The organism is Sporolactobacillus spathodeae (assembly GCF_016908935.1).
GTDB lineage: Bacteria > Bacillota > Bacilli > Bacillales > Sporolactobacillaceae > Sporolactobacillus > Sporolactobacillus spathodeae.
The window spans coordinates 50,316-76,347 of sequence record NZ_JAFBEV010000004.1; the positions used below are offsets into that span (position 1 = coordinate 50,316).

General features: G+C 47.0%; 23 protein-coding genes and 1 other RNA gene. 2 read left to right on the top strand and 22 right to left on the bottom strand.

What is annotated here, in order from left to right; all coding sequences use genetic code 11:
• Positions 1-16: 16 nt before the first annotated feature.
• Both copZ and JOC27_RS02945 read right to left on the bottom strand, forming a co-directional pair.
• Positions 17-232: a copper chaperone CopZ gene (copZ, locus tag JOC27_RS02940; protein WP_205005517.1), complete on the bottom strand. Its 216-nt coding sequence runs from the start codon at positions 230-232 to the stop codon at positions 17-19.
• 65 nt (positions 233-297) lie between these two features.
• Entirely contained in the window at positions 298-2,697 is a 2,400-nt protein-coding gene (locus JOC27_RS02945; RefSeq protein ID WP_205005518.1) for a heavy metal translocating P-type ATPase, read from the bottom strand.
• A 714-nt stretch (positions 2,698-3,411) separates the two neighbouring features.
• On the opposite strand from JOC27_RS02945, the gene JOC27_RS02950 reads away from it, so the two are divergent.
• Complete coding sequence (locus tag JOC27_RS02950; RefSeq protein ID WP_205005519.1) at positions 3,412-5,028, top strand: multicopper oxidase family protein; 1,617 nt, start codon at positions 3,412-3,414, stop codon at positions 5,026-5,028.
• A gap of 193 nt (positions 5,029-5,221) precedes the next feature.
• Complete coding sequence (locus tag JOC27_RS02955) at positions 5,222-6,472, top strand: hypothetical protein (RefSeq protein WP_239529456.1); 1,251 nt, start codon at positions 5,222-5,224, stop codon at positions 6,470-6,472.
• A gap of 143 nt (positions 6,473-6,615) precedes the next feature.
• Here JOC27_RS02955 and ssrA read toward each other — a convergent pair.
• The 20 genes from ssrA to cybH all read right to left on the bottom strand — a co-directional run bounded on the left by ssrA (position 6,616) and on the right by cybH (position 26,028).
• Positions 6,616-6,973: a transfer-messenger RNA gene (gene ssrA / locus JOC27_RS02960) on the bottom strand.
• A 119-nt stretch (positions 6,974-7,092) separates the two neighbouring features.
• Entirely contained in the window at positions 7,093-7,587 is a 495-nt protein-coding gene (gene smpB, locus JOC27_RS02965) for an SsrA-binding protein SmpB (RefSeq protein WP_205005624.1), read from the bottom strand.
• Positions 7,588-7,836: 249 nt separating this feature from the next.
• Entirely contained in the window at positions 7,837-8,019 is a 183-nt protein-coding gene (locus JOC27_RS02970; RefSeq protein WP_205005520.1) for a hypothetical protein, read from the bottom strand.
• Positions 8,016-8,882: a Cof-type HAD-IIB family hydrolase gene (locus JOC27_RS02975; protein WP_205005521.1), complete on the bottom strand. Its 867-nt coding sequence runs from the start codon at positions 8,880-8,882 to the stop codon at positions 8,016-8,018. Before JOC27_RS02975 ends, JOC27_RS02970 begins: the two co-directional genes overlap by 4 nt.
• Before the next feature lie 582 nt (positions 8,883-9,464).
• Positions 9,465-11,825 (bottom strand): ribonuclease R, encoded by a 2,361-nt coding sequence (gene rnr, locus JOC27_RS02980; protein WP_205005522.1) that lies wholly within the window; start codon positions 11,823-11,825, stop codon positions 9,465-9,467.
• Between the two features lie 17 nt (positions 11,826-11,842).
• Positions 11,843-12,592, bottom strand: coding sequence for an alpha/beta fold hydrolase (locus tag JOC27_RS02985; protein WP_205005523.1), 750 nt, complete (start codon positions 12,590-12,592; stop codon positions 11,843-11,845).
• A gap of 263 nt (positions 12,593-12,855) precedes the next feature.
• Entirely contained in the window at positions 12,856-13,089 is a 234-nt protein-coding gene (secG, locus tag JOC27_RS02990) for a preprotein translocase subunit SecG (RefSeq protein WP_205005524.1), read from the bottom strand.
• Between the two features lie 169 nt (positions 13,090-13,258).
• Positions 13,259-14,521: an anaerobic glycerol-3-phosphate dehydrogenase subunit C gene (locus JOC27_RS02995; RefSeq protein ID WP_205005525.1), complete on the bottom strand. Its 1,263-nt coding sequence runs from the start codon at positions 14,519-14,521 to the stop codon at positions 13,259-13,261.
• Positions 14,514-15,662, bottom strand: a complete 1,149-nt coding sequence (locus JOC27_RS03000) for an FAD-binding protein (RefSeq protein WP_205005526.1) — start codon at positions 15,660-15,662, stop codon at positions 14,514-14,516. Before JOC27_RS03000 ends, JOC27_RS02995 begins: the two co-directional genes overlap by 8 nt.
• On the bottom strand, positions 15,655-17,274 hold the full coding sequence (gene glpA / locus JOC27_RS03005) for an anaerobic glycerol-3-phosphate dehydrogenase subunit GlpA (RefSeq protein ID WP_205005527.1): 1,620 nt from the start codon (positions 17,272-17,274) through the stop codon (positions 15,655-15,657). The genes JOC27_RS03000 and glpA overlap by 8 nt, the downstream gene beginning before the upstream one ends.
• A gap of 277 nt (positions 17,275-17,551) precedes the next feature.
• Positions 17,552-18,310 (bottom strand): twin-arginine translocase subunit TatC, encoded by a 759-nt coding sequence (gene tatC / locus JOC27_RS03010; protein ID WP_205005528.1) that lies wholly within the window; start codon positions 18,308-18,310, stop codon positions 17,552-17,554.
• Between the two features lie 20 nt (positions 18,311-18,330).
• Positions 18,331-18,564 (bottom strand): twin-arginine translocase TatA/TatE family subunit, encoded by a 234-nt coding sequence (locus JOC27_RS03015; protein ID WP_205005529.1) that lies wholly within the window; start codon positions 18,562-18,564, stop codon positions 18,331-18,333.
• A gap of 99 nt (positions 18,565-18,663) precedes the next feature.
• Positions 18,664-19,668: a hydrogenase expression/formation protein HypE gene (gene hypE, locus JOC27_RS03020; protein WP_205005530.1), complete on the bottom strand. Its 1,005-nt coding sequence runs from the start codon at positions 19,666-19,668 to the stop codon at positions 18,664-18,666.
• A gap of 4 nt (positions 19,669-19,672) precedes the next feature.
• Complete coding sequence (gene hypD, locus JOC27_RS03025) at positions 19,673-20,782, bottom strand: hydrogenase formation protein HypD (protein ID WP_338062760.1); 1,110 nt, start codon at positions 20,780-20,782, stop codon at positions 19,673-19,675.
• A complete protein-coding gene (locus tag JOC27_RS03030; protein ID WP_205005532.1) occupies positions 20,766-20,990 on the bottom strand; it encodes a HypC/HybG/HupF family hydrogenase formation chaperone in 225 nt (74 codons plus the stop codon). Before JOC27_RS03030 ends, hypD begins: the two co-directional genes overlap by 17 nt.
• Before the next feature lie 51 nt (positions 20,991-21,041).
• Complete coding sequence (hypF, locus tag JOC27_RS03035) at positions 21,042-23,336, bottom strand: carbamoyltransferase HypF (protein ID WP_205005625.1); 2,295 nt, start codon at positions 23,334-23,336, stop codon at positions 21,042-21,044.
• Positions 23,321-23,980: a hydrogenase nickel incorporation protein HypB gene (hypB, locus tag JOC27_RS03040; protein WP_205005533.1), complete on the bottom strand. Its 660-nt coding sequence runs from the start codon at positions 23,978-23,980 to the stop codon at positions 23,321-23,323. The genes hypF and hypB overlap by 16 nt, the downstream gene beginning before the upstream one ends.
• A 4-nt stretch (positions 23,981-23,984) precedes the next feature.
• Positions 23,985-24,338, bottom strand: a complete 354-nt coding sequence (locus JOC27_RS03045) for a hydrogenase maturation nickel metallochaperone HypA/HybF (protein WP_205005534.1) — start codon at positions 24,336-24,338, stop codon at positions 23,985-23,987.
• A gap of 11 nt (positions 24,339-24,349) precedes the next feature.
• Positions 24,350-24,757: a Rieske (2Fe-2S) protein gene (locus tag JOC27_RS03050; RefSeq protein WP_205005535.1), complete on the bottom strand. Its 408-nt coding sequence runs from the start codon at positions 24,755-24,757 to the stop codon at positions 24,350-24,352.
• Positions 24,757-26,028 (bottom strand): Ni/Fe-hydrogenase, b-type cytochrome subunit, encoded by a 1,272-nt coding sequence (cybH, locus tag JOC27_RS13640; RefSeq protein WP_205005536.1) that lies wholly within the window; start codon positions 26,026-26,028, stop codon positions 24,757-24,759. The genes JOC27_RS03050 and cybH overlap by 1 nt, the downstream gene beginning before the upstream one ends.
• Between the last annotated feature and the right edge of the window lie 4 nt (positions 26,029-26,032).

Sequence of the window (26,032 nt, forward strand, 5' to 3'; positions counted from 1 at the left end):
AGGCACTTCGTAACAATTAATTCTGTCCGACAACATCGTATCCTTGTTCTTCAACTGCTTCTTTCATCTTACCGAATTGAACCCTTGCCTCATCATATTCAACTGAGGCTTTACCTTTTTCAAGATCCACTGAAACATCAGATACACCATCTAATCCCTTTAAAGCATTTGTAACTGAGGCTTTACAATGTCCGCAATGCATACCTTTTACATCAAGTGTAGTCTTTGCCATAAGTCATCAATCTCCTTTTCATCTTTTTGATGCACTTTAGATTCTCAATCAAAAAACTTTCAATATCAGACTTTGACCCGTTTCAGTCGTAAACTATTCGCTACAACGGATACAGAGCTGAAGGCCATGGCAGCACCGGCTACCCATGGCGCAAGCAGGCCAAGTGCGGCCACAGGAATGCCGACAATATTATAGAACAGTGCCCAAAACAAGTTCTGGCGAATGTTTCGCATCGTTTTCCGGCTTAATTCAATCGCTTTTGGAATATGAAGCAGATCGCCACCAACCAATGTGATATCAGCTGCCTCAATCGCCACGTCCGTTCCAGTGCCAATCGCCATACCGATATCTGCTGTAGCCAATGCAGGCGCGTCATTTATTCCATCACCGACCATGGCTACCTTCAGTCCTTTTTCTTGAAGCATTTTTACTTTAGCTGCTTTTTCCTCGGGAAGGACCTCGGAAAACACATGGTCAATGCCTGCCTGTCTGGCAATTGCCTGAGCCGTCCGCTCATTATCGCCAGTAATCATATAGACCGAAAGACCGCGTGCCTTCAATGCTTCAATCGCTTGTTTCGAAGATGTCTTGATCGTGTCTGCAACGGCAATGATCCCCTGAAGTTTTCTATCGTAGGCGATAAACATTGCCGTTTTTCCTTCCGACTCAAGCTTCTTCATTTGATCCTCAGCCTCAGAATAAGAGATACCTTCCTCTTTCATCAACCGCCGTGTGCCTATTGCTATTTCCTTTCCGGAAACATTTGCTTTAATACCATAACCGGCAAGAGCTTTGAACTGATCCGGTGATGGAAGCTCTAGGCTGCTCTGCTTCCCATAAGTAACAATCGCCTGTGCAAGCGGATGTTCACTGGCTGATTCAGCTGAAGCAGCAAGCGTTAAGAGTTCTTCCTTTGCTGTGCCATTCAATGCAACAATGTCAGTAACTTCCGGTTTCCCATTCGTAATTGTCCCCGTCTTATCGAATAGTATCGCCTGCAGATTTTGGGTTGTTTCCAGAAATTCACCTCCTTTAAAAAGAATGCCGTTCTCAGCTCCTTTGCCGGTTCCAACCATGATGGATGTCGGCGTTGCTAATCCTAAAGCGCAAGGGCAGGCAATCACAAGGACGCTAATAGCCGCAATCAACGCTGGGGCAAAATGACCCGGCGTGACAAACAGAATCCAGACAAGAAATGCCAGCACCGAAATACCGATAACAATCGGTACAAAGATACCCGAGATACTGTCAGCGAGCCGTTGGATCGGTGCTTTTGATCCTTGGGCTTCTTCAACAATTTTGACAATCCCGGCGAGTGCCGTATCTTTCCCCACTTTTTCAGCCTTCATTGTTAGCATGCCGTTTGCATTTACCGTTGCACCGATGACTTTGTCATCTATTTGTTTTTCAACAGGAATGGATTCACCGGTAATCATCGATTCGTCAACAGAAGAACGGCCGGCGACAACGATACCATCTACAGGTATTTTTTCTCCAGGTTTGACACGTAACAAATCACCGACAGCAACCTGATCGATCGGTACTTTTCGTTCCTTCCCATCCTCAATGATTGTGGCCTCTTTGGCTTGCAATCCCATCAGTTCAGTAATCGCCGCAGTCGTCCGCCTTTTTGCACGTGATTCAAAATATTTCCCCAACAGGACAAGTGTAATTAAGAGAGCACTCGTTTCAAAATAGAGTTCAGGATTGGTGAGTCCGCCGAATTGATAACGGAAAGCCTCAAATGCACTGTAAAAATAAGCAGCGCTCGTACCCAATGCTACGAGGACATCCATATTAGCACTCTTATTTAACAGAGCTTTTATACCGCTGACATAAAACTGGCCACCGATATAAAACTGCACAATACCGGCCACGATAAGTTGGAACCATGGATTCATCAGCAAGCCAGGGATCGGAAGACCTATATTAAAAGGTAAATGTGCAATCATCGTGTAAAGTAGCGGCAACGAAAGAATAGCGGATAAGATCAGTTTCACAAATTTTTTCCTGAGTTCCATTTCTTTCGCGTCCATCGCCTGTTCTTTTTTGGGAACAGCCCTGTAACCAAGCTTTTTCACTTGATCGAAAATTAAATGAGGCTCAGTAATCCCAGGCTGAAAGATCACAGTTCCTGATTCAGTCGCTAGATTAACCTGGGCTGATACGACACCAGCCATACGGCCCAATCCTTTTTCTATGCGCGTGGCACAGGAGGCACAAGTCATTCCGAGAATGGTAGCATCCAACCTTTGCGTTCGTACTCCGTAGCCCAGCTTTTCAATCTTTTGTACAATGTCCGTGGGTTTTGCCTTCTCCTCATTGATGGTCACCTTTGCTTCTTCCAAGGCGAGGTTGACATTCGCCTCGACGCCATCTATCTTATTAAGCGACTTTTCAATCCTTGTTGAGCAGGAGGCACAGGTCATTCCAGTAATCCCGATCTGCATCGCCTTTGAACGCATTCATCTCATCCCCTCATATCCGTTCATCCAGAAGTCAAGTCAACATCTAGAGTAATTGTTTGTATTTGTTCCAAGAAAGCATTATCGTGGCAGCTCTTGCCATCTCCTTTCACTTTCATTATACCCACCTGGGGTATTTTGATCAAATGATAAACAGGAACAATCTGTTGCCTACACGTCGTATAGTCTTTTGCATGAATAGGACCTACAGCGATCCTTTGGTCCGATACATCTTAATAAATAGCTATGTTTAAATTTAATGTTGTTTTCTGACGAAAAGGCAATGTGTGAGACGCCTGCGGGAACAGCGTGCCAGACGGGCCTCGCAGATATTAGCTTGTCTGAGGAGGCTCGCGGTGCGCCCGCGGCAAGCGAACACATGGTAATAAGCGATTAAAAAAACAACAGGATTTTAACAAAGCCTAATAAATAGATGTGTAGATTTTGTTAGGGTATGAAAAAAACATATCTATTTTCATAATCATTCCTTGAATAAACACGAGCAATACGGAAAATCCATGAGAAATATTTCTGTTTCTTCTGCCTTTTCTGTATACGTGACGCCTTTATTTTTACAATTTACTAGCTATCGATGACAACGCTCGGTGACCCCCGAGACACATTGAATTATTTTTTTTGAGTATTTATTAAACTTCACAATTTCTCCACATTTTTCCGATACACTTGTGGAAACAAATTAAGGAGCGTGTTGCCATGAAAAAGCTTCTTTTTGTCGCACTGGCCGTTTTTACATTACTTCTCGTTTCTGCATGTTCTGCGACTACAGTAAATAATAGCAAAGCTGCCAATAAGCAGGCTGTAGGCAGCAAATTAGCTGAATCAGGATCACCCAAAATATTAAGAGGTCCGAATATTACCCTTGTCGCCAAAAAAGGCACACAAAAGTTGAGCAATGGCGTTACAGTCCCGGTTTGGACATTTAATGGATCAGCACCCGGTCCGGAAATCCGTGTCGAAAAGGGTCAAAAAGTTCGTGTCACCATAAAAAATGAGCTTTCTGCGCCTGTGTCCATTCACTGGCACGGCTATCCAGTTCCCAATAAGATGGATGGTATCCCAGGGATCACACAAGACGCTGTAGCCCCTGGAAAGAGCTTCACTTATGCGTTCGTTGCTAGTCAAGCGGGCACTTATTGGTATCACTCGCATCAAGATTCAGTGAATCAGGTGGACCGAGGGTTATATGGTGCCTTTATTGTCGAAGACCCCAAAGAAAAATATGACAAGGATTATACCTTAATGCTGGATGAGTGGGTGACTGATAAAAATCAAATCAATCGTCAAATCAAAGCAATGACTTCAGAGGCACAGACAAAGAAGAATAATGGAGACTCTGGAATGGGCAATATGCCTGGCATGGACATGGGCGGTTCCGATCCGAGTAGTTCAGATAGCGGAAACAGTAATGGCATGAATAGGTCTGGAAATATGATGGCCGACAAGATGAGCATGTACAACTTGTACACGATTAATGGAAAAAGCGGCAGTCTGGTTAAACCTTTGACGGTCAAGAAAGGGGATAAGGTTCGACTGCGTTTTATTAATGCCGGTTACCTCCCACATAATATTCATATCCATGGCCACAACATTAAAGTGATCGCAACAGATGGTCAGTCGATAAATAAGCCACAGGCTGTTAAAAATAAGGTCATTTCGATCGCGCCAGGCGAACGGTATGATGTTTCCTTCACCGCGGACAATCCAGGCAAATGGGCGATCGAAGATCATGGAACAGCAAAGGGTACAAATGGAATGAAGGCCTTGATTAACTATGAAGGCAGCAAAGTGTCAACCGATCAGCCCAATGCAAACACACAATTACCGGCGATCAATTTTGCTGACTATGGAACAAAGACAAAGCCTCAGTTTACGCTCAATCAGAAATATGATGTCACCTACACAATGAATCTCAATGCGGGAATGAACGGAAATGGAATGATCTACACGATCAATGGAAAAACATTTCCGAATACCGATCCGATCAACGTTAAAAAAGGCGATCTTGTAAAAGTGAAGCTGGTCAATCAAGACATGATGAATAATCACCCGATGCATCTACACGGCCATGAATTCCAGATACTCAGTAAGAATGGCAAGCCGTTAGCCGGTTCGCCCCTATATAAAGATACATTGAATATAAAACCTGGTGAAACCTACGTGGTTGCTTTCTTGGCCAATAATCCTGGTCGTTGGATGTTCCATTGCCACGACCTGCACCATGCAAACGCAGGGATGGTAACTGAAGTAAACTATACAGATTTTCACTCAAGCTATGTACCAAGTTCTTCAAACAACAATAAACCAGAGTAATTTTAAAAAGGGCTTAGATGACAGCTCATGTGAAAGGCGGTAAATAAAAGTGGGGAGGAAATACAACTTTTCTCCCCACTTTTTTTGTATACATGGCCTCAATATCTTTTTTATTTGTGAATGGAGTTATCCATCTCTCGAGCTTGTATTTCCGTTATAATAAGAATAGAGAATTTATACGGAGGTATGCCAGTTGGCAGATAGAGAAATAGATAACATTATTGAGGAGTATATAAAAGATACGGAATCGGTTTATCATACTTGGTTTATCAATAATGATGAACGCCTGAAAGCCTTTCGCACGATAAAAAAAGGCGTTAATCAGGTGGTTACTGAAATTGAAAGACGCACCTTTGGCAATGATTTTAAGGGTTCCAGTCTGGAGATTGTTGTTACGGCTATCGCAGAGCAAAAACAAATCTTTGAAGGTGCGGCTCACCCTTTTTTTTGGAAACCAAAGCTCCGAATTCCTGATATTTATGAAAATATAAGAAATCAGCTGGCCTTTGGCAGATTTTTAAAAGCGTGTTTGCTCGCCAAAAATGAAAAGCAGATTTTTGATGAGATTATCAAACTCGATCAGTTAAAAATTAAAGGATTAGGTCCTGCAGTCGCCAATATCATCTATTTTCTTCACCCCACCATGTTTCCGCCTTTCAACACATCAATTGTCCGCGGGTTTAATGCTCTTTTCAGTAAAAAAATTAAACTGGGTTCCTGGCCCGCTTATCTTGAAATGAGAGAATATATTCTGTCAGCAAATCAACGTTCAAACCTGTCGAAAGATTTAGGTGCCTTCACCGGTTTACTGTTTGAAATCGGGTCAGGACGGCTAGTCATCCCCGAAAATGTTGATCATGTGCTAGCCATCGAAGATAAAAAGCGATTAAAAATGTTGAAAAAGCGGCATGATCAAGTGCTTCATGATTCTGCAGAAGAAAATGCACACAGTGAGATGCAATACCATTTGGCACGGCTTGGAAAATCACTTGGTTATAAAGTGTGGATCGCACAAAATGACCATAAAAGACAGTTTAATGAAAAAAAATTAGGCGAATATTCTCTTCACAAATTGCCATTATCCGAAATTGATAAGCGCGTCTCTGATACCATTTCACTTATCGATGTCCTATGGCTTAATCAGAACGATGAAATCGTCAGTGCTTTTGAGGTAGAGAAAAGCACATCAATCTATTCAGGGATTCTCAGATTGTACGACCTTTCCTTATCGGTGGATAACACTTGCAGACTGTTTCTTGTTGCTCCTGACCAACGTGAGAAAGAGATTAAAGCACAATTGCTTCGCCCCTCCTTACAAAATGAACAATCATTAAAAGCTGCAATGGCGTACATTTTATTTTCTGATTTAAAGTGCGACTGCGATGCCATGTGCAAATTTGGGACGGATATTGCGGTGCTCAATCCGATTTCAAAGACTGTGTAAATGCATGTGAAAAAATACGTTGTTATTTAACGATGCTGATTTCGATTAACGATAGCGAAAAATCAAAAAGAGCCAAAAGCCGCATGGTATCAACGGTTTAAGGCTCTCTTTTTTGGTTTACGCAACCAACTCTGATACTCCAATAATGGAGACGGTGGGAGTCGAACCCACGTCCAGAAGCATCGTAATTTAAGTGTCTACGAGCGTAGTCAGCATATTAGCGTTTCGCCCCGGCATCGGCCTACTGACAGGCTTCTGCGAGGCTATCCCGATTGTTCTCTTCCTTGGCCTTCAGGATGCAGGCTTCCGGCGTATCCCACTAGAGTGAGTCCCTGACCCTACCACATGGGCGATGGAGGGAGGGACCGCAAAAGCTGATTAGGCAGCTAAAGCGAGGTTGTTGTTTGCTTTGCCAGTTATGGCTTTGGCGTTTTTACGAGGCCGACCCCCTCGGCTCGCTGCTTAAACCCGACCTACCCCTGTCGAATCCGTAACGTCCCCCTATCAGTACGGACGCGTGAGCGTCAGATGAAAGAGGATTACATGAAGCGATCCATAACTGTATTAGAAAAGCGACACTACTTATATTACTACAGGCATAAAAATAATGCAAGGCTTTCTCATTGTCGCTGACGGAATGCCCGCGCCATTTCCCGTTCGGCGGTCTGCTTCTTCAGTGTTTCCCGCTTATCAAACATTTTCTTGCCGCGTCCCAGTCCAACAAGTACTTTGGCAAATCCGTTCTTCACATAGACTTTCAATGGAATCAGCGCATAGCCGGGTTTGCCGGCTTCAGCGCCTAGTTTATTGATTTCCTTCTGATGCAGCAACAATTTGCGCGTCCGGAGCGGCTCATGATTGTAGCGATTGCCTTGTTCATAGGTGCTGATGTGCATATTATAAAGATAGGCCTCACCACTTTCAATTCGCGCGAAAGCATCTTGAATATTGACCTTGCCGCGCCGAATTGACTTAATTTCTGTCCCCTGAAGCACAAGCCCTGCCTCAACGGTCTCCTCTATAAAATAATCGTGGCTCGCTTTTCGATTTTGCGCCAATACGCGTCCTGCTTCTTTATTTGTCAATTGTTTCACCTGCCCGTTTGTCCAATTCATAGATTGCTGTTTCTTTTGATAGGCTTTGTTAAAATCTGCTGTTACTTTTAGTCGTTTATTACTATGTGTTCGCTTACCGCGGGCGCTACCCACGAGCCTCCTCGTACAGGCAAAAGTCTGCGAGGACCGTCCGCACGCTGTTCCTGCAGACGTCTCACACATTGCATATTTGGTTAAAAGAACAACATTAAATTTAAACCATAGCTTTATTATTAAGTTTCAACTAAGCAGCTAACAAGCTTAACTCGCTTAGTTGTGCTTTTTCTTCGCCAATAAATCAAGCAAAAAGACAATCACCGCAAACACGACTGCTGTCAGAAGCATATCCACAAGTGTTTCGCCAGGACGTGGTTTGATATAGCTATACCAGATCCATTGCAGGACAAAGGCTACCGCAAACAGGATAAGATAGTGCGTGATCTTCTTTTTCAATGCCGATCACTCGTCTGGTCACGCACACCGAGCGCTTCATAGATGGCTTGGGCGACACCGTCATCCTGGCAATCACCCGTCACACGGTCACACTTTTCCTTGATGTCCGAATTTGCATTGCCCATAGCAACCGACAGACCAGCGACCGCGAACATCGATAGATCGTTATAATTATCGCCGATAGCCATCACATTCTCGAGTGGAATGCCTAAATAATTTGCCAGATGATCTAAGGCATTGCCCTTCGATACATTGCGGGCCATGATTTCAAAATTCCCTGCGCCGCTCGAGACGATGCTATAGCGATGCTGGCGTTCATAAATGGCACGGGCGTCCGCCAATTTCTGATCGTCAAAAGAAAAAACAATAATTTTGCGGATTTCTCCGCCCTTATCTTTAATCTCATCAACCGAATCAAAGAAACGGTAGAAATCTCTCTTTATTGCTTCCTGAAAACCGACTGCCCGATCCTCGTGTTTGCCGAGGCGAGCCAACTCCTCGTTCAACCAGCTTACCCCTTCGCTCGGCACGAAAATATTTTTTTCAGTTGTTACGCCAATATAATAGGCTTTGGCAGTCAGTTCAGAAATAATTTCCAATGCTTCCTCACGATTGAGATAATCTGCGCCGAGTAGTTGCCCTTCACGGGTATGAATCGTCGCACCGTTCGTCCCAATAATATGCGCTTCGATATCGACTTCATCGATAAGATGCTGAATATCAAAGAAAGCCCGCCCCGAGGCGATAGCGAGCGTAACACCTTTGGATCGTGCATAGCGCAGCGCTTTCAAATTTTCCCAGCCAATCTGGTGATTTTTATTCAGCAATGTCCCATCCAAATCCGTTGCAATCAGCTTAATCATAGCCCTTCCCCCGCTTCCATCTCTTCTTATCGATCATGCGTCAAGGAAGTAAACTGCGTAACTTCCAACATCAGCAGAGCAGAAACCGCTCCCTGTCGACGATTCAAACAAGCCATGTTTCACTACAAAAAAAGATTCGCTTCACGCTTTCATTATACCAAAAAAACAACCAATCATTTCTTAATTTCGAATGATATTAATGAATCAACAAGGATAGCCCTCCCAAGCAAACGAGCTCTGTATTATCTTTAACGCTCAAAGGCATCTTTTTCTTAGCTTGTCAGAAAAACTTGGCATAGCCAAGTCCTTTTTAAACAATTGCGCTTCGGTTGCTCGCTTGCCGCAGGCGCCGCACGTCTCCTCAGATAAACGAGAATCTGTGGGGTCTCACTTGATTCGCTGTTCCCGCAAGGCGCCAGAACACCTCGCTGGATTTTTGTGCAAAAAGGCAGACAATCTCGCCTGGCCATCGATGGAGTTGATGGAGACGAAAAAGGCTGCCGTTTAAAATGTTCTTATCAAGTCAAGATGGGTACATATGAATCGCCATCCGAGCAACGAAATAAACTGACGTTACTAAAATTAGTTGCTCCGTCCTTTGTTTTTCACAAAGGAGCGTGTGTCACTTTTATTATTTCGTCCCGAGCTATTCGATCCTCTGCGCTGCGAATTGCTGCCACGTCCGCCACGATTATTGGTGCTGTTCCGGCGATCGCCAGTTTTGTTGCCGAAATTCGGCTTTTTGTCGCCCGGCTTATCCTGAATAATCGTTGGCCGCGATTTCCGTTGCCGCGGTTTCTGCGGTTTCATACCAACAACTTCGAAGTCGACCGCATGTTCATCGAGATTGACATCGAGCACGCGCACTTGAATCTCATCGCCGATCCGGTACAGATGGCCGGTTCGCTCGCCGATCAAAGCCATGTTTTCCTCGCTATAGCGATAATAATCATCGGTCAGATAGCTGATGTGGACGAGTCCTTCGATTGTGTTCGGCAACTCGACGAACAAGCCGAAGTTGGTCACGCCGCTGACGACACCATCAAAGGTTTCGCCGATTTTATCTTGCATGTATTCAGCTTTCTTTAGATCATCCGTGTCGCGTTCCGCCTCAACCGCGCGCTGCTCGCAAAGCGAGGTATGCTTGGCTATTTCCGGCATTTCCTGGCGCCAGTACTCCTGAGTTTTCGCATCACGTTGATTTTCGAACAAATATTTGCGCAACAACCGGTGAACCGTCAAGTCAGGGTAGCGGCGAATCGGCGAAGTAAAATGTGTGTAGTATTCAGTAGACAATCCGAAGTGACCGAGACATTTGTCATCATACTTCGCTTTGGCCATCGAACGCAACATAACCGTGCTAATTACTGCTTCTTCTGGCTGCCCCTTGACTTTCTCAAGCAGCGACTGTAGCGTGCGCGGATGGACATGCTCCGGCGATCCCTTCAGCACATAACCGAAATTAACGGCAAAATCAAAGAATTTCTGTAGTTTCTCAGAATTCGGTTCTTCATGAACACGATAGATGAATGGCAGATTCATTTTCTCGATGTGTTCTGCGATCGTCTCATTGGCTGCGAGCATAAATGATTCGATCAGTCGTTCCGCTACCGTTCGTTCACGGACAACGACATCAATCGGCTTGCCGTTTTCATCGACAATAATTTTCGCTTCGGTAAAATCAAAATCAATCGCTCCGCGTGCATTGCGTTGATCTTCAAGTATTTTCGCAAGTTCAGCCATCAGGTCGAAAAATGGAATTAAATCATGATACTGTTCGAGCACCTGATCATCTTCGCGCTGTAGAATTTTCCGAACATTATTATAAGTCATTCGTTCCGTGCTGCGAATCACGCTCGGGAAGATCTCATGATTAACCACAAGACCTTGTGGCGTAATTTCCATTTGGCAACTGATTGCCAAGCGATCCACATGCGGATTCAAGCTGCAGATACCGTTTGATAAGCGGTGCGGAATCATCGGAATCACACGGTCAACGAGATAAACGCTCGTTCCACGCGTATAGGCTTCATTATCGAGCACCGACCCTTCACGTACATAGTAGCTGACATCGGCAATATGTACCCCAAGCAGATAATTGCCATTCGCAAGCTTTTTAACCGTGACCGCGTCATCGAGGTCCTTAGAATCTTCGCCATCGATCGTGACAATCGTCTCGCCGCGCAGATCACGACGTCCTTCCAAATCTTTCTCGCTGATTTGATCAGGAATGGCTTCTGCTTCAGCCATTACTTCCGGCGGGTACTCAAGCGGCAAATCATGTTTATAAATAATTGAGAGAATATCAATGCCCGGATCATTCTTGTGTCCAAGAATCTGCGTGATCATACCTTCCGCGTTTTTTCGTCCTTCGGGATATTTGGTAATCTCCGCAACGACTTTATGTCCCTCCATCGCGCCATGCTCGGCGTTTTCAGGAATAAAAATATCACTCTTGATCCGGTTGTCATCGGGAATGACAAAGCCGAAATGTTTACCAGCGTTAAAGGTGCCGACTACCTTTTTTACCGCCCGTTCCAGAATGCGGATCACTGTGCCTTCCGCGCGGTCGCCGCGTGCATCTTCTTTCTTTGGCGCGATACGGATGACAACTGTATCACCGTTCATCGCACCCGCGAGATCGTTCGGCCCAACAAAGACATCATCAAGCCCTTCCTCTTCCGGAATGATAAATGCAAAGCCTTTAGCATGCATTTGCACGCGGCCTTTCATCAAATTCATCTTCTCCGGCAAGCCATAACGGTCTGATCGCGTGCGAATAATCAGACCTTCCCCTTCCAATTCATTAAGTGTCTTGACGAATTCGGAAAAGTCTTCTGTCTGCTGCGCGCCGAATGCTTCTTCAAGCTCTTTCAGTGTCATCGGTCGGTATGTTTCTTCGCGCATAAAATTCAGGATTTCCTGAATACGTTCGTCTGCCATGTAAAAACCTCCTTGATTTAGGAATCAGACCAGTCCAGGCTGCCTAGAAATGCAAGGATATCCTGGAAGACTTGTTTTTTCTCTGTTCCTAACGTGATCACGTGTGTGGATTGTTCGTACCATTTCAATTGTTTCTTTGATGCATGAACTTTTTCATAAATCAGATTTGCACCGCTGCTATCAATCATTTCGTCCTGACGCGCCTGGACAACAAACACCGGCACTGTAATCCGATAAATATTCTCTTGGACCTGGTCAATCGCATCAGCCATACGTGCAACGAGTGCTGGAAGTTTTTCCCGGATCGCCGCCAATTCAATTGAAAGCTCCGGCTCCTGAACACCTTGATAATGCTTGATTCGTTCAACGTAGCGCATTGCTCCGGCAATAATCCGTTCCGCCTTGCCAGGCTTGTACGGCGCGCATAACGGAATAATCCCTTTCACTGAGAAAGTGTAACCACATTTCAATGAAAATACCCCGCCCATTGACAAGCCGCAAACAACGATTTCATGATAGCCCTGATGATTCAAAAATAAAAAGGCATCACGCACATCTTGCCACCACTGTTCCGGGGTACTGCGAACCAGTTCTTCCGGCGGCGCGCCGTGCCCCCGATAATGCGGCGCGTAACACGTATAGCCTGCCTGAGACAAGAACCGACCCAGTTGGCGAACATCTGCCGAATTTCCTGTAAAGCCATGCAGCAGCAAAACAGCGCGGGGTCCGCCTTCTAAGAAAAAGGGCTTTGGCTGCCTGACTTGCACCTGAATCACCCTCCCCGACAATGTTGCCATTACTTTCCTTAGTAAGTTCTTCCAATCTATTATACGTCATGCTGCCGCTCAGGTCTAAATGAATCTTCCGCATAAGATAAACTTGGCTACGCCAAGTCGATTATTGCAAAATTGCGATGGCTGCTCGCTTGTCGCGGGCGTCGCGCACCTTCGCTCCACTTTTCGCAAAAGTCTATATACTTAAATTCGAAAAAAACCGGAGGGACGGCTTCGCAGCTGTCCTCCCGGTTTGATTATTTGAAATAGTAGCCAAGCAAAAAAGCACAGAGAAAAAAGACGATGGAGAAAAAGATCGTCAGCCGGTTTAGCCCGACTTCAATACCCCTTGCTTTCTGTTTGCTGAATAATTGTTCCGCACCACCTGTGATCGCTTCAGACAGGCCATCCGTTTGGCTTCTCTGCAGCAGTACAAGCACCACCATAATGATTGCGGAAATAAGCATGACAATGGTCAAAAACGTATGCATCGATACACTGCACTCCAATCCCGATAACAAATCCCGTAATTTAAAATGTGTTCCCGCGTTTGCCGCCGCTATCGTGCGTTCCGGTTTTGGACACACTTCATTAGTCTATAATGTACCATATGGACAAGCGAAGAGCAATAGTTTCACCACTCATCCGCCTTGTGACCCATTAGATCCTAGCTGCCGTCGGAGCGTGCGCCGCCGCCTTTTGGTACGACGCTGCAAGAATTTGTAGTGGATGGCGTACGGGTTTATCTGTCAACTGATCGAGCTGATTCTTACACATGCCGCATTCGGTTACGGTTGTCTCCGCCCCTAACGCATGAACGGACTCAGCCATCCGCTTGCCAAGTTGAAGCGACACCGCATATTTTTCTTTTTTAAAACCAAAGGTCCCGCATTGTCCGCAGCATCCCTCGCCAAGGTCTTGAATCGAATAACCGGGAATCATTTCAAGAATATCAAGCGACGGACTGCCCATCGCCTGCGCACGCATATGACAAGGTGCATGGTAACCCGCTGTCTGTTCAACGGGCGCCAGGTTCTCATTGAATTCACCGTTTTCTTGAAGCATTCGCAAATACTCGCTGGCGTCATAAACATGCGCTGAAAGTTCTTTTGCCGCATCGCTTTGCAGCAGCGAACGATATTCTTTTTTCAATGCGAGACTGCAGCTTGTGCAAGTCGCCACGATATCATAGCCTTGGTGCACATAAGTCAGCAGCTGCTCGCAATTGTAAGCCGCGTTTTTGGCTGCTTGTTTCATCCGGCCATTGGCCAGCATCGGTATCCCGCAGCATTTTTGTTTCGGTTTCAGGACAGAAATGCCGTTAAAACGCATCACTTGCATGAAACTATCCGCGACCTCTGGCGCGTTATAGCTGGCATAGCAGCCGACAAAATAAGCCACCTTCCGTTTTGATAGTTTCGGTATATGAATTTCTGCGGCTTTGGCTTCGCTTGAGGCAAACGTACGATTGAAATTTTTAAAGCGGTACGCAGGAAAGTGCCGCTCTGCGGCCATATGCATCACTTTTTCCATTACGATGCGAACCGGTTTGGTACGCATGGCAAGATTCGTGATCGGCGCGAACCCGGATGCCATTTTACCGACGAGCTCGGCATTACTCAGCACAAAATCACGAAATGATGATCCCGTTTGTTCCTGATGACGCATTTTGGCGTAAGCCATCAGCGTCGATACTGGGACATTCTCCGGACAGGAGCGATCACATGTGCCGCACAGTGTGCAATACTCAATACGCTTATCGTCAATTGGATTCTGATTTTCAACCAACCGTGCGCGTTCGGGTCCCAGATGTTTCGGACCCCCGAAAGCAAGCGTATTTGCCGTAATTGGGCAGTTGGCAACACAAGCGTTGCATTTTAAACATTTTTCAAAAGTTTCATTCAGGACATGCCACTCAAGCATGGCACTCACGTCCTTCCCTTTCAGAATCCATCGCGCGAAGTGCCTGATTACTACTGAGTAGTGTGAACACGCCGCCGGTAATCCCGCAGGCGGTATGCGCTAGTCCTTGCGAAGCGCCGATCGGGTAAAGATTACCAGGCAGATCTGTGACATGTCCCGTGCGATCACAAGCCAAATGCAGCACCGACTCGCGAACGCCTTCTGCTGTTGCTTCCAAACCGCCACCGAGCAAACCACCCGTCGCTAAAGCAAAATATGCTGCAGAAAGCTTGCCGGTGCTGAAACTCGTCTGGTAGGTGACCGATAGGAGACGATTCGCCGCTATTTCCCCACCCATTACTGCCGCATCGAGGTAGAAACGCACGCCAAGTCGCATCGCCTCGCAGCGTAAAGCCGTGAATAATCTGTATCCCGATGCATTTGGGGGAAGACCCGGAGCCTCTGTCAGTCGCGCAGCGAATGCCTGGCGGAAATCGCCAACAACCTTTTGCCACTGATCCGCACCAAGAACAGAGGGAAAGATCAGCAAATCCGGTTTGTTGATCCGCCGCTCCGTAAGTTGATCGCGTATTTGACGAATGCACGTCCTGCGCACTTGCTCCTGCTCAAGCAGCCGTGCAAAATCCAACTGGTTTAAGGTACGCTGCGAATGAATGCCTAAATGAAGGCTAAGCCAATGGACATTCAGTTGAGGACGGTCCGCGCGTAAATTAGCTGCCGCAAAATGTCCTTGAAAATCGCTCAGTTCATCAAAATCGATAATGACAGCGCAACCTTGATCGGGAATCGGGGTAACAGTCGCAGGATAGAGCACCGTCTTTTTCAGATGTCCCGAACCCGTTATCACCGATACCGGGTGGTCAATATTCCCTGAATAAGGGAGATGCAGGCGGTTCATCAGGTCTTTGAAACGATCAATTGCCGCAGCAACATCTATTTTTTGGTTGCTCGTCAAATGATGGAATCGGAACCACGCATCGAGATCGGAGTCAGAACCGGGAATGAGATCAAATAGACCGCTCGACTGAATGATCCGTCCTGCACCTTTTGTGATCAGGGCGGTACGGTATCCCTGTTTTCTCGCGGCGATAGCGGTCAGCAAGCCGGACAAACCTTCCCCGATAACAACTAAATCATACATGAGCTTTCTCCTCCTTCTGGAAGCCGAGCGATACCTTGTAAATCGCATCCATCAATTGCAGTTGTTTTGCCGTCTCTCCAGTCGCGACAATGGCCATTCCTTTTTGTCGTTCGCGGATGGAACGGCAAATCGCTTGGTCTGCCTCGTGGCAGGATGTGACGCCTTTCTCACCGGCAAGTGCTGCAGCACGAAATTGGCAGAACGTGCCTTGACACGGACCCATGCCAAGCCGTGTCCGTCGCCGAATATCGCCGAGATTGAAGGGACCTTGTTTGGGAATTGCTGCTTCAATTTCCGCCCATGTCACTTGTTCACATTCACAGAGAACTTGACCGGCCTGGGTTGCTTTTAAACGCGTTTTGATTTCGGCGGTATGCGTACCTGCCCAGTGAAATAATTTATTTTTCGCTGCAGGCGCGAGCTGTTCTTGCCTTAGAAAGGCTTCTGATCGGCGATCCGGTAATGGGATCTGATCAGTCGTGCAAGCAACATTAATTCCCATTTTTTCACAAATAAGATCAACTGTCTTTTCAGCCATCAGACGGAAGGTCGTTAGCTTCCCGCCTGTAATTGAAATCAAACCGGCGATGCCATCCCGCGCTTCGTGATCAATCAATGCCATACCGCGCGTCACATCACGCCCACTAGAGCCGCTCGCGGCATGTGCCTGATAGAGCGGCCGGCTTCCCGCGTAGGCGCGAATCAAGCGCATCTCGCGAATGGTCGGAATCAGCGCGCGTCCTTGCGCGAGCATGTCGTCCAACTCCGCTCGGTTGAGCGAAAAGTCTTCTGGATCACGGACATTTTTTCCTGTCGTGCCAAAAATCGTCACATCGTGTGCCGGAACGAAAATATCACCGTCACTCGGCATCCGCAACCGATTGATCACATGTTTATTAAAACGATGACTGAAGACAACAAGCATCCCTTTGTTGTTAATTATTTCGAAATGAATACCCGCTAATTTAGCGATCTTTCCTTCCCACGGCCCAGCGGCATTGACAACGATCGGCGCGTGAATTTCTGTTTGCTTGCCCGATGTTGTATCGCTACAGATCAATCCGCTCACTCGCCCCTGATCAATCATCAGATCGGTGACTTCATGGTACGTCAGAACGTGAGCGCCGTGTCGCTTGGCATCCTCGGCTGTGTCGATAAGCAGCGTGAAATCATCAATCGCTCCGTCAGGAACTACAAAAACAGCCTGAGCCTTTCGATTAAGAAAGGGTTCTTCTTTAAAAGCCTGTTCTAGCGCCACTTCCGTAACCGGAATGCCAAGATTTTTGCAAGAAGCGAGCCATTTCTCCGCATAGCTGTCCGTGTCTTCAGGCAGTTTGACAAACAACCCATCGGTCCGCTCGATTGAGCCGGGTACAATCCGTTTCAGAATCAGATTCTCATGATAACTCTCAATCGCAGCTTCCGGATCACGGACCGCATAACGGCATCCGGAATGCAATAGCCCATGATTGCGCGTCGACGTCCCATGCCCAAGATCGCCTTTTTCGATTAAAACTGCCCGGATACCACGAAGCGCCAAATCGCGGAGAACGCCAACACCTGTCACACCTCCACCGATTACCGCTACATCCGTTTCCACACATTCTGTCATGAGATTTCCTCCTCATCAGCTGATTTCTGAAATCCGCGAATACAGATCTGTATCACATCTTCATGCGTACTGCAAAACGCCACGAAAAAAAACCGTAAAAACAGAAGGAGCAGAGCGTTCCTCGTTTCTACGGTTTTCTCAAGTCTACAAAACCTTATCAGCTATTATGTTTTCTACAATAATTATAGATTAAAAGCGGTTACAAAGATTATTTTTTTACAAAAAGCTTTGAACATTAGGTGAACATTTCCTAAACACGCACAGATACGCGTTTCTCTCAGACCGTTGCATTCAGTTCTTGCTCTGCTCGCGCAAGCCGTTTCTGCCGGCGGCGATAGGCCACGCCGCAGACGGACACACAAATTTCATAGAGCAAGAGCAGCGGCACAGCAACCATGGAATGTGAGACAAAATCCGGCGGCGAAATCATCGTTGCCAGGATGACTAGGCATAAATACGCCATTTTACGCATCTTGCGCATTTTCTGAGGCGACAGAATGCCGAGCGTGGTCAGAAAGACAACAACTACCGGCAATTCAAAGATAATGCCAAAGGGAAGAACAAGATTGATCAGAAAGCCGAAATATTTATCTGTCGTGAACATCATTTGGAACATTCCGCCATTCAAACGAATAAGAAAATGAAGAATGTTCGGGAAGATGACGAAATAGCCGAATGCAAGTCCACCGAGAAACAGCAGAAAGATTGGCGGTATATACGAAAGTGAGAGCCGTCGTTCTTTCGGCGTCAGCGCTGGAGAAACAAACGCCCATAACTGCCAAAGAATTAGCGGAAGTGTCAGGACGATCGCCATAAAACCAGCAATCAGGAAATATATTTTGAGAATATCAGACGGTCCGAGCACGGTCAGCTTAGCGCCCACATTCAAATCATAAATCAGCCAATGGTAGATCCGCTGAACAAAAAACAACGAAACTGCGAAACTGGCAATAAAGCCAACCAAGACAAAGATAATTCTTTTTCTTAGCTCGTTAAGATGATCCATCAGCGCCATGCTGTTCTCATTATCGCTCATGGTGCCTCCCGCTTCTTTCCTCATTTTTTCTCGTCAGCAGGTGCTTCCTTAGCTTCGGCTTCTACGACATTCTTTTTCTTCTCTTCTTTGACGGGTTCATCATCGGAAACAAGACCTTGAGTCGCTTTCTTGAATTCACGCAAGGAACGCCCGAATGACTTGCCGATTTCCGGCAGCTTTGACGGTCCAAAGATAACGAGAGCAATAATCAGAATCATAATCAGGCCTGGGAAGCCGATATTTAATGGACTCATTGAAAACACCCCTTCATTTGTTCTATTCATCCAAAACTTCTTACGTGGCTAGGTCTGCAGTTCCATTGTACAACGGTCTGAAAAAGAAAAACAGCGTGCTCAGCAAATCCGTGGCAACATCATCCCAGAAAGCCGATGCAACCGGCGCCGGCTTCCGAGTGGTGTCTCAAGCAATAATTTTCCGTTTTCTGTATCCGTGACTTCGCCAATCGTTGCAGCATTTGCGCCTTCGGGAAAACGACGTAATATCGCCAAGGTACGTTCTTCTTCTGCTTTGGGCACAATCATTAATACTTTTCCCTCGTTAGCAAGATAAAGTGGATCGAAGCCAAGAATGTCGCAAGCACCGACGACTTCGCGACGGATTGGGAGCGCCTGTTCCTGCAATTGAATGGTCACTTTAAAGTCTTCCGCGATTTCAACCAGTGTCGTCGCAACGCCGCCACGCGTCGGGTCGCGCATCATTTTAACCGCGATAGCCGCATCCATGACTGCGTCAATCATCCGATTGAGCGGCGCGCAATCGCTCTTTAGATCGGTAACGAGACCAAGTTCCCCGCGCGCGGCAAGGATAGCTATCCCATGATCACCGATTGTGCCGCTCGTAATCACAACATCGCCGCTTTCAATGGTTTTCGGATCAACGGTTTTCCCGCTACGTGCAATGCCGATTCCAGCCGTGTTGATATAAACGCCATCAACACTGCCCTTTTCCACAACTTTTGTGTCGCCGGCAACGACGCGGACACCCGCCGCACGCGCTTCATCAGCGAGAGACTGCACAATTTGACGCAAATCAGCGAGTAAAAAGCCCTCTTCAATAATAAATCCGGCTGTTAAATAAAGCGGCACAGCCCCTGCGACTGCAAGATCATTGACCGTTCCAGACACCGCGATTTTGCCGATATCACCGCCTGGGAAAAAGAGTGGCTTGACAACAAAACTGTCCGTCGTCACAGCAATTTGGCCGCTATCGAGCGACAGAAAAGAAGCGTCGAAATGCGATTCACGTGTATTGCCAAATGCTGAAACAAAAATCTGCTGAATCAGCTTATGGGCTAGTTCACCACCATCACCATGCGCAAGTGTTATTTTGCGATCCATTGGCTTACCCATCCTTTCTCATATAAGCGTAATGAGCCGAGCAGGCACCTTCGGTTGATACCATACATGGACCGACCGGATGCAGCGGTGTGCAGGCTTTGCCAAACAGGATGCACTCCTCAGGCGTTGCCAGTCCGCAGATCATATCACCACAACGGCAACGTGTTTTTTTCGGTTCGCCAACTTCAATTTTGAACTTTTTCTTGGCGTTATAAGCCGCATACTTCTCACGGATATCGAGTCCACTTTGCGGGATCATGCCGATGCCGCGCCAAGCTTCGTCACACGGCTCAAAATAGTCAAACATCAGCTTCTGAGCAGCCGGATTGCCATTCTCCCGCACAACACTTTTATAGTTATTCATAATCGCCGGATGATCCGCATCGAGCATTTTGACAAGCTGATAGATTGCACTGAGCATCTCGACCGTCTCAAAGCCGCTAATCACCCCAGGCATTTGAAATTCATCAACAAGAAACTGATAGGCATGCTGACCGAGAACGATTGATACATGGCCTGGCAACAAAAAACCGTTGATTTTAACATGTTTTTCTGTCAGCAATGTTCGCAAAACCGGCTGAACCAGTTTTGTTGTGGCCCACATCGAGAAATTTTTCAATTGTTTCTTATAAGCGAGCTGAAGCGCTGCAGCCAGAACAGGAACAGTCGTCTCAAAACCGACACCGAGAAAAACAACGTCGCGATCAGGATTCTCTTCGGCAATACGCACCGCGTCAAGTGGCGAGTAGACAATCCGAATATCTCGACCCTCTGTTTTCGCGCTTTGCAGGCTTCGCTTTGAACCGGGCACACGAATCATATCGCCGAAGGTGCAGACAATTCGATCGTCTGACTCCGCGAGTTCGATCATCGCATCGATTTGTTTTTGATCGGTCACGCAGACGGGACAGCCCGGGCCGGATAGCAAACGGACATGTCCCTGCAGAATCAATTTGACACCAGTCCGCGCCAGCGCCATCGTATGCGAGCCGCAAACTTCCATAAATGTCGGCATGATGCCTGTTCGTTCGCGATAACTATCTGCCAGATGGATCAGTTTCTGAGCCAATTTCTTTGCGACTGCTGGATCTTGCGGTTCAAATAACGTTTGCACTGGCCATCTTCTCCCATTCGTGAATACTTGCCTGTGCAAAGTTCTGATCGATAATTGACATGCCTTGCCCGGCATGAACAATAATATACTCGCCGATTTCAACATCCGGCACAAAGATAATGCCGACTTCCATTCTCGTTCCCATCACATCAACTAACGCAGTATAATCCTTTTTTTCAATTACTTTTGCTGGTACGCCAACACACATTGTGCTTCTCCTCCTGGTTGTTCTCTTTTTTTCACCGACACAAGCATCCGCTCAATCCCTCTTTTGGCAAGCCGCAATCATCAGCTGGCCGAGCGATAGCCCGCCGTCCCCGTTTGGGAAATGATGGTGGATGTATACTGAAAAACCCTGTTTTTCAAGCGATTGCACGAGGCGTCGTGATAAATAGCCATTGCTCATACTGCCGCCAGAAAGAACGACGGTCTGGCTAAGTGCCGGCTGCCGCTGCCGGAGTCGGCAAATCGTCTGCACACAGGCGGCAACGACTGTTTCATGGAATCGCCGTGCAATCTGCGCACGATCCGTTCCGTTCAGTTGGTCATACGCAATTTGCCGTATCATTGATGAAAAGTCAATCTGCAGGAGACCTGCCTCTTCGGTTAATTGAAAGGGATAACAGGAAACAGACTGCTGCTCGTCTGGATCAAAGGCATCTGACAGTTCAATCGCTGCTTCGCCATCATAGTCTGAAACACGACAAATCGCGAGAATAGCGCTGACTGCGTCAAAAAGTCGTCCACACGTGCCCGCCATTGGGCAATTCAATTTGTTTTCTATCATTCTATCAATAATTCGAATTTCTTTTTGGTACTCAGGAAAAAGGACATCGGCTAAGTGGCTGCCTTCTTCGCCCAACAGATTGATTAACATCGCAGCAGCGTTGCGCCAAGGTTCGCGTACTGCTCGATCGCCACCTGGAAGCGGCGTAGCGCGCAAGTGGGCAAGCCGCTGATAGCCCGATGCATCGCCGTGAAGGACCTCGAAACCCCAAATTGTGCCGTCCGGGCCGTAACCCGTGCCATCAAGAACAATGCCAAAACAAGGTTTATGAAGCTGATTGTCAGCCATGCAGGCGACATGATGCGCATGGTGGTGCTGCACCTCAATCACAGGAACGTCGAATGTCTCAGCAAAATCGTGCGTGCGATAAAGTGGGTGCATATCCCGTGCAACAGCTTTTACCTTGATTCCTGTCCAGTGAAGTAGGTGGTCAAGCGTCTTTTGATAGTGTTCGAGGCTCTCTTCCGCTTCGAGATCACCAAGATGAGGACCGATAATGGCTTGGCGTTCCCTTCCGATCGCAAATGTATTTTTCATCTGACTGCCCAGTGCAACAATTCCGTCAACCAAATGCCCTGCATCAACTGGATCCGGAACATAGCCGCGCGAACGCCTGAGGAAAAAGGGCACCTGTTCCGACACCTGGACCACCGAATCATCAACAGGATGCAAGATCCGGCGATTATGCAGCAGCACCGCATCAGCTAAACCATGAAGCGCATCAAGTATGCCCTCATTTTCAAAGATCATCGGCAGACCCGATGGATTGGCGCTTGTCATGACCAAATAGTCGTAACTGCCTTCGTCAAAAAGCAAGTGATGGAGCGGTGTGTACGGAAGCATTAAACCAATCGTGCGAACACCAGGAGCAACAACGGCTGAAAGCAGCTCATCGCATGACGCATTTTTCCGAAGCAACACGATTGGCGCTTCCGGGCCTTGTAGCACGGCTTGTTCCTTTTCAGATACATTGGCAATCCGTTCTGCCGCCGCTACGTTCCGGCACATCACCGCCAAAGGTTTTCGCGGTCGTCCCTTACGGCTCCGAAGCCGTTCAACAGATTCGCTGCTTCTTGCATCACAGGCCAGATGGAAGCCACCAATACCTTTAACCGCGATAATTTTTCCGATAGCGAGCATCTCTGCAGCCTGCTCAACCGCTTGATCGCGACTAGCTAGTCGGTCGCCTGTACTATCGAATAGGGTCACGTGAGGGCCGCATTGTGCACACGCGATCGGCTGTGCATGATGGCGGCGATTGCTCGGATCGCGATATTCCGCTTCACAGCGGTCGCACATTTGGAACGTCGCCATCGAAGTTAGCGCTCGGTCGTAAGGCAGACCGTCAATGATCGTATAGCGCGGACCGCATTGCGTGCAATTAATGAACGGGTAATGGTAACGAAAATTAGACGGGTCGCGCATTTCTTTCAAACAGTCCGCGCAAGTCGCAGAATCAACAGGAATCACAAGCGATGACTGTCCAGATGCTTCACTTGGAATGATCGAAAAATCAGTGAACCCACGCGCTGGAATCCATGTCGTCTCTACTTTATCGATTCGTGAAAGGCGCGGCTTCATGCGGCTAATCCCTGAGACTGCCTGAAGAATAACTGACCTTTGCCCTTCCCAAATAATCCGTACGCCGTCCATATTGTTCTGGACGGTTCCATTTAAACCATTTTTCGTAGCCAGCTGATAGATAAACGGGCGAAACCCGACGCCCTGGACGCGGCCGCGAACAATAATTCTTAGTGCTTCTGACATGCCTCTAGGTTGGCCCGAATCCAGTCGATCCACGTCTCGAATCCCTCGCCGCTTTTCGCGGAAATTGGCATCAGACGCGAATTCGGTTGAATCGCCCTTAAATCTTCGCGGGCTTTGTCCAGATCAAAGGACACGTGCGGCAGCAAGTCTACTTTATTGATTAACGCAAGTTCCGTGACGTGAAACATTAACGGGTATTTCGGAATCTTATCATTGCCCTCCGGTGTGCTTAGCACAACAACCCGATGATTCTGTCCCAAATCAAATTCTGAAGGGCAGACAAGATTGCCGACATTTTCAATAAACAGAATATCGATAGCATCCAGATCGAGTTCTGGCAGCACTTTCGCAACCATCCGCGGATCCAGATGGCATTCACCCTCCGTGGCAATCTGAACCGCTTCGACACCTTTTTTCCTGATCCGATCCGCATCACGTTCTGTAGCAATATCGCCTTCAATCACGCCGATATGATAGTCTTTCGACAGTTCAGCAACTGTTCGCTCCAAAATAGTTGTCTTGCCGGCACCGGGCGAACTCATGATGTTGATGACGAGTGTTTTTGTTTTATTAAATAATTGTCGATTGAATGCCGCAGCACGGTCATTATTTTCCATTACATTCTTTTCCAGCGTAATTTTCATTCGTTCAACTCCCTTCGTATGACTCAATTTTAAACGTTTCTCCGGCAAGAAGCACCCCGAATGGCATGCCACATTCGGGACAAGTGGCGATGAACGCGTTTGGCTCATACGTTATCCCGCATACCGCGCACTTTGCCAACCCTTTTTCAGGAATAATTTCCAAGGACGCCTGCTGCGACAAAATCGGAATCTGACCACTTTCACGGAATGCATCAAAAGCAAAACGTAGGGCATCCGGCAGAACATTACTCAGATCGCCAACAATCAATGATATTTTATCCACGGATTGAAACGCATGCTTTTCTGCATCCTCAGCGACTAGCTCCAAAGCATCTTCCATCAGGCCCATTTCATGCATGAGAAAACCCCTTATTTCGGAAATGCGACCCAAAAGCCCTGTTCATCTTTTTTTATAGCATAGAAAGAAGGCGCAAGAGCTCCTTCTTTCTTGACAAATGAATAGGATAAATCGCATTCCGGACAATGTAATTTCTGATCATACGCGATCCATTGCAACAATTCCCGGCATTGCGGACATTTCTTATCAAAGGCGCGAACCTGATCACCCTCGCGAAAAAGACCAATCAGCTGACCATTCACCAGTTGTTCTTCATAGCCTTCGCTTGGCGAGGCGACCGGAACCCAGCGCTGTCCCTGAAGGATATCGGATGCCCGGTCAATCTTCTCCAAGTCATTCTCGATAATCGGCGAAAGCACTTCTTTACCAGTCTCTGTCAAGCTACGAGCCAGCTCTTTAAAAAATGACCGCCGATCCATTATTCAGACCGCCAATTTTCGATTTGATGCCGGACGCGCTGAACGAGTTCAGGCAAAGATTGGTGAATTTTATCGGTCAACTCAGTATTCAACTCAAGCGACGCTGGTTGCAGGCCAATCATCACCATTTTTTCCGGCAATCGATCACGCAGCTGAGCAGCGGAGATGACTTCCTGAAAACCGATCTGATGAACAGACATCTTAATGCCGTTAAATGACGGAATTTCTTCTTTTGTAAGCTCAATCACCGTTCCCGGTTCCGTATCGGCGTTAATCGCATCGACAACGATTAACCGATTCGTCGCTTCCACCGGACCAAGCAACTGCATCCCTTCCGTCGACCCGTCAACGATTTCAATATTTTCAAAATCAGCGAGCGCCTTTTGCAATTCCGGTAAGGCTTCCAAACCAAGTCCATCATCCGAATAAAGCGTGTTGCCAATGCCGAGCACAGTCACTTTTTCTGGTTGGCTCACCGTCGCTCGATTTTCAGCGGTTGCGTAGGCGCGAGCAGCAGGTTCGAATTTATAACCGGTAAAGATCGATGACATGGTGCCATTTCGGCTCAACCAATCTTCACGAATCGACATATAGACGTGGACAACAACAAATAGCATAAATCCCCAGGCAACCAGGTGATGCCAAGAACGAACTTGATAATCATTCCCACCAAATAAGGGGAGAACCCAAGCAAACGATTTACCATAGATGCTATCCGGCTGCGGTTGAAAGAGAAGAAAGTAGCCGGTCAGTACCATAATCACGGATCCAATACCGATAAAGATCCAATAGCTTAATTGTGCCAGCGGATTGTGACCGATATAATGCGGTTTGTGATTGGGAAGAAAAAGATAGCCCTTTATGACTTCAATCAAACCAAGCCAAAAATTCTTCTGCAGAATCTGACTTTTCGCGTAGTGATTGCCCTTAAACGTCCAATAGAAGCGATAGATCAAATTGGCTGTGAAAATAAACGCGGTAAAGAAATGTACATCGCGTACCCAGCCCATGAAAAAATGAGAATAAGCATCTCCGGAATTCTCCGGGGTGAAAAATGGATGACCAATATAGATGCCGGTAAGCATCAATAGCATGATCGAAGCTGCGTTCACCCAGTGAAAAATCCGTATCGGTGCTTCCCAAACATAGATCGAACGGATCAAACGGGCGTGAAGCGCTTCGTGCTCACTTGGTTCTCCCGCTTTGACCAATTTGTTCGCTTTTTCCGGTGTCGCTTCGAAAGCAGTACTGCTTTCTTCAACTGTATTCATATAC

Bases quoted from the DNA above. Each gene is read 5' to 3' on its own strand.
- hypB (WP_205005533.1), bottom strand. From the start codon at position 23,980: ATGAAAATTACGCTGGAAAAGAATGTAATGGAAAATAATGACCGTGCT.
- JOC27_RS03000 (WP_205005526.1), bottom strand. From the start codon at position 15,662: ATGTATGATTTAGTTGTTATCGGGGAAGGTTTGTCCGGCTTGCTGACC.
- JOC27_RS02950 (WP_205005519.1), top strand. From the start codon at position 3,412: ATGAAAAAGCTTCTTTTTGTCGCACTGGCCGTTTTTACATTACTTCTC.
- smpB (WP_205005624.1), bottom strand. From the start codon at position 7,587: ATGAATTGGACAAACGGGCAGGTGAAACAATTGACAAATAAAGAAGCA.
- JOC27_RS03015 (WP_205005529.1), bottom strand. From the start codon at position 18,564: ATGAGTCCATTAAATATCGGCTTCCCAGGCCTGATTATGATTCTGATT.
- rnr (WP_205005522.1), bottom strand. From the start codon at position 11,825: ATGGCAGACGAACGTATTCAGGAAATCCTGAATTTTATGCGCGAAGAA.
- JOC27_RS03050 (WP_205005535.1), bottom strand. From the start codon at position 24,757: ATGGATCGGCGGTCATTTTTTAAAGAGCTGGCTCGTAGCTTGACAGAG.
- hypF (WP_205005625.1), bottom strand. From the start codon at position 23,336: ATGTCAGAAGCACTAAGAATTATTGTTCGCGGCCGCGTCCAGGGCGTC.
- JOC27_RS02945 (WP_205005518.1), bottom strand. From the start codon at position 2,697: ATGCGTTCAAAGGCGATGCAGATCGGGATTACTGGAATGACCTGTGCC.
- JOC27_RS03030 (WP_205005532.1), bottom strand. From the start codon at position 20,990: ATGTGTGTTGGCGTACCAGCAAAAGTAATTGAAAAAAAGGATTATACT.
- JOC27_RS02995 (WP_205005525.1), bottom strand. From the start codon at position 14,521: ATGCTTGAGTGGCATGTCCTGAATGAAACTTTTGAAAAATGTTTAAAA.
- copZ (WP_205005517.1), bottom strand. From the start codon at position 232: ATGGCAAAGACTACACTTGATGTAAAAGGTATGCATTGCGGACATTGT.
- cybH (WP_205005536.1), bottom strand. From the start codon at position 26,028: ATGAATACAGTTGAAGAAAGCAGTACTGCTTTCGAAGCGACACCGGAA.
- hypE (WP_205005530.1), bottom strand. From the start codon at position 19,668: ATGGATCGCAAAATAACACTTGCGCATGGTGATGGTGGTGAACTAGCC.
- JOC27_RS02975 (WP_205005521.1), bottom strand. From the start codon at position 8,882: ATGATTAAGCTGATTGCAACGGATTTGGATGGGACATTGCTGAATAAA.
- JOC27_RS03045 (WP_205005534.1), bottom strand. From the start codon at position 24,338: ATGCATGAAATGGGCCTGATGGAAGATGCTTTGGAGCTAGTCGCTGAG.
- glpA (WP_205005527.1), bottom strand. From the start codon at position 17,274: ATGACAGAATGTGTGGAAACGGATGTAGCGGTAATCGGTGGAGGTGTG.
- secG (WP_205005524.1), bottom strand. From the start codon at position 13,089: ATGCATACGTTTTTGACCATTGTCATGCTTATTTCCGCAATCATTATG.
- tatC (WP_205005528.1), bottom strand. From the start codon at position 18,310: ATGAGCGATAATGAGAACAGCATGGCGCTGATGGATCATCTTAACGAG.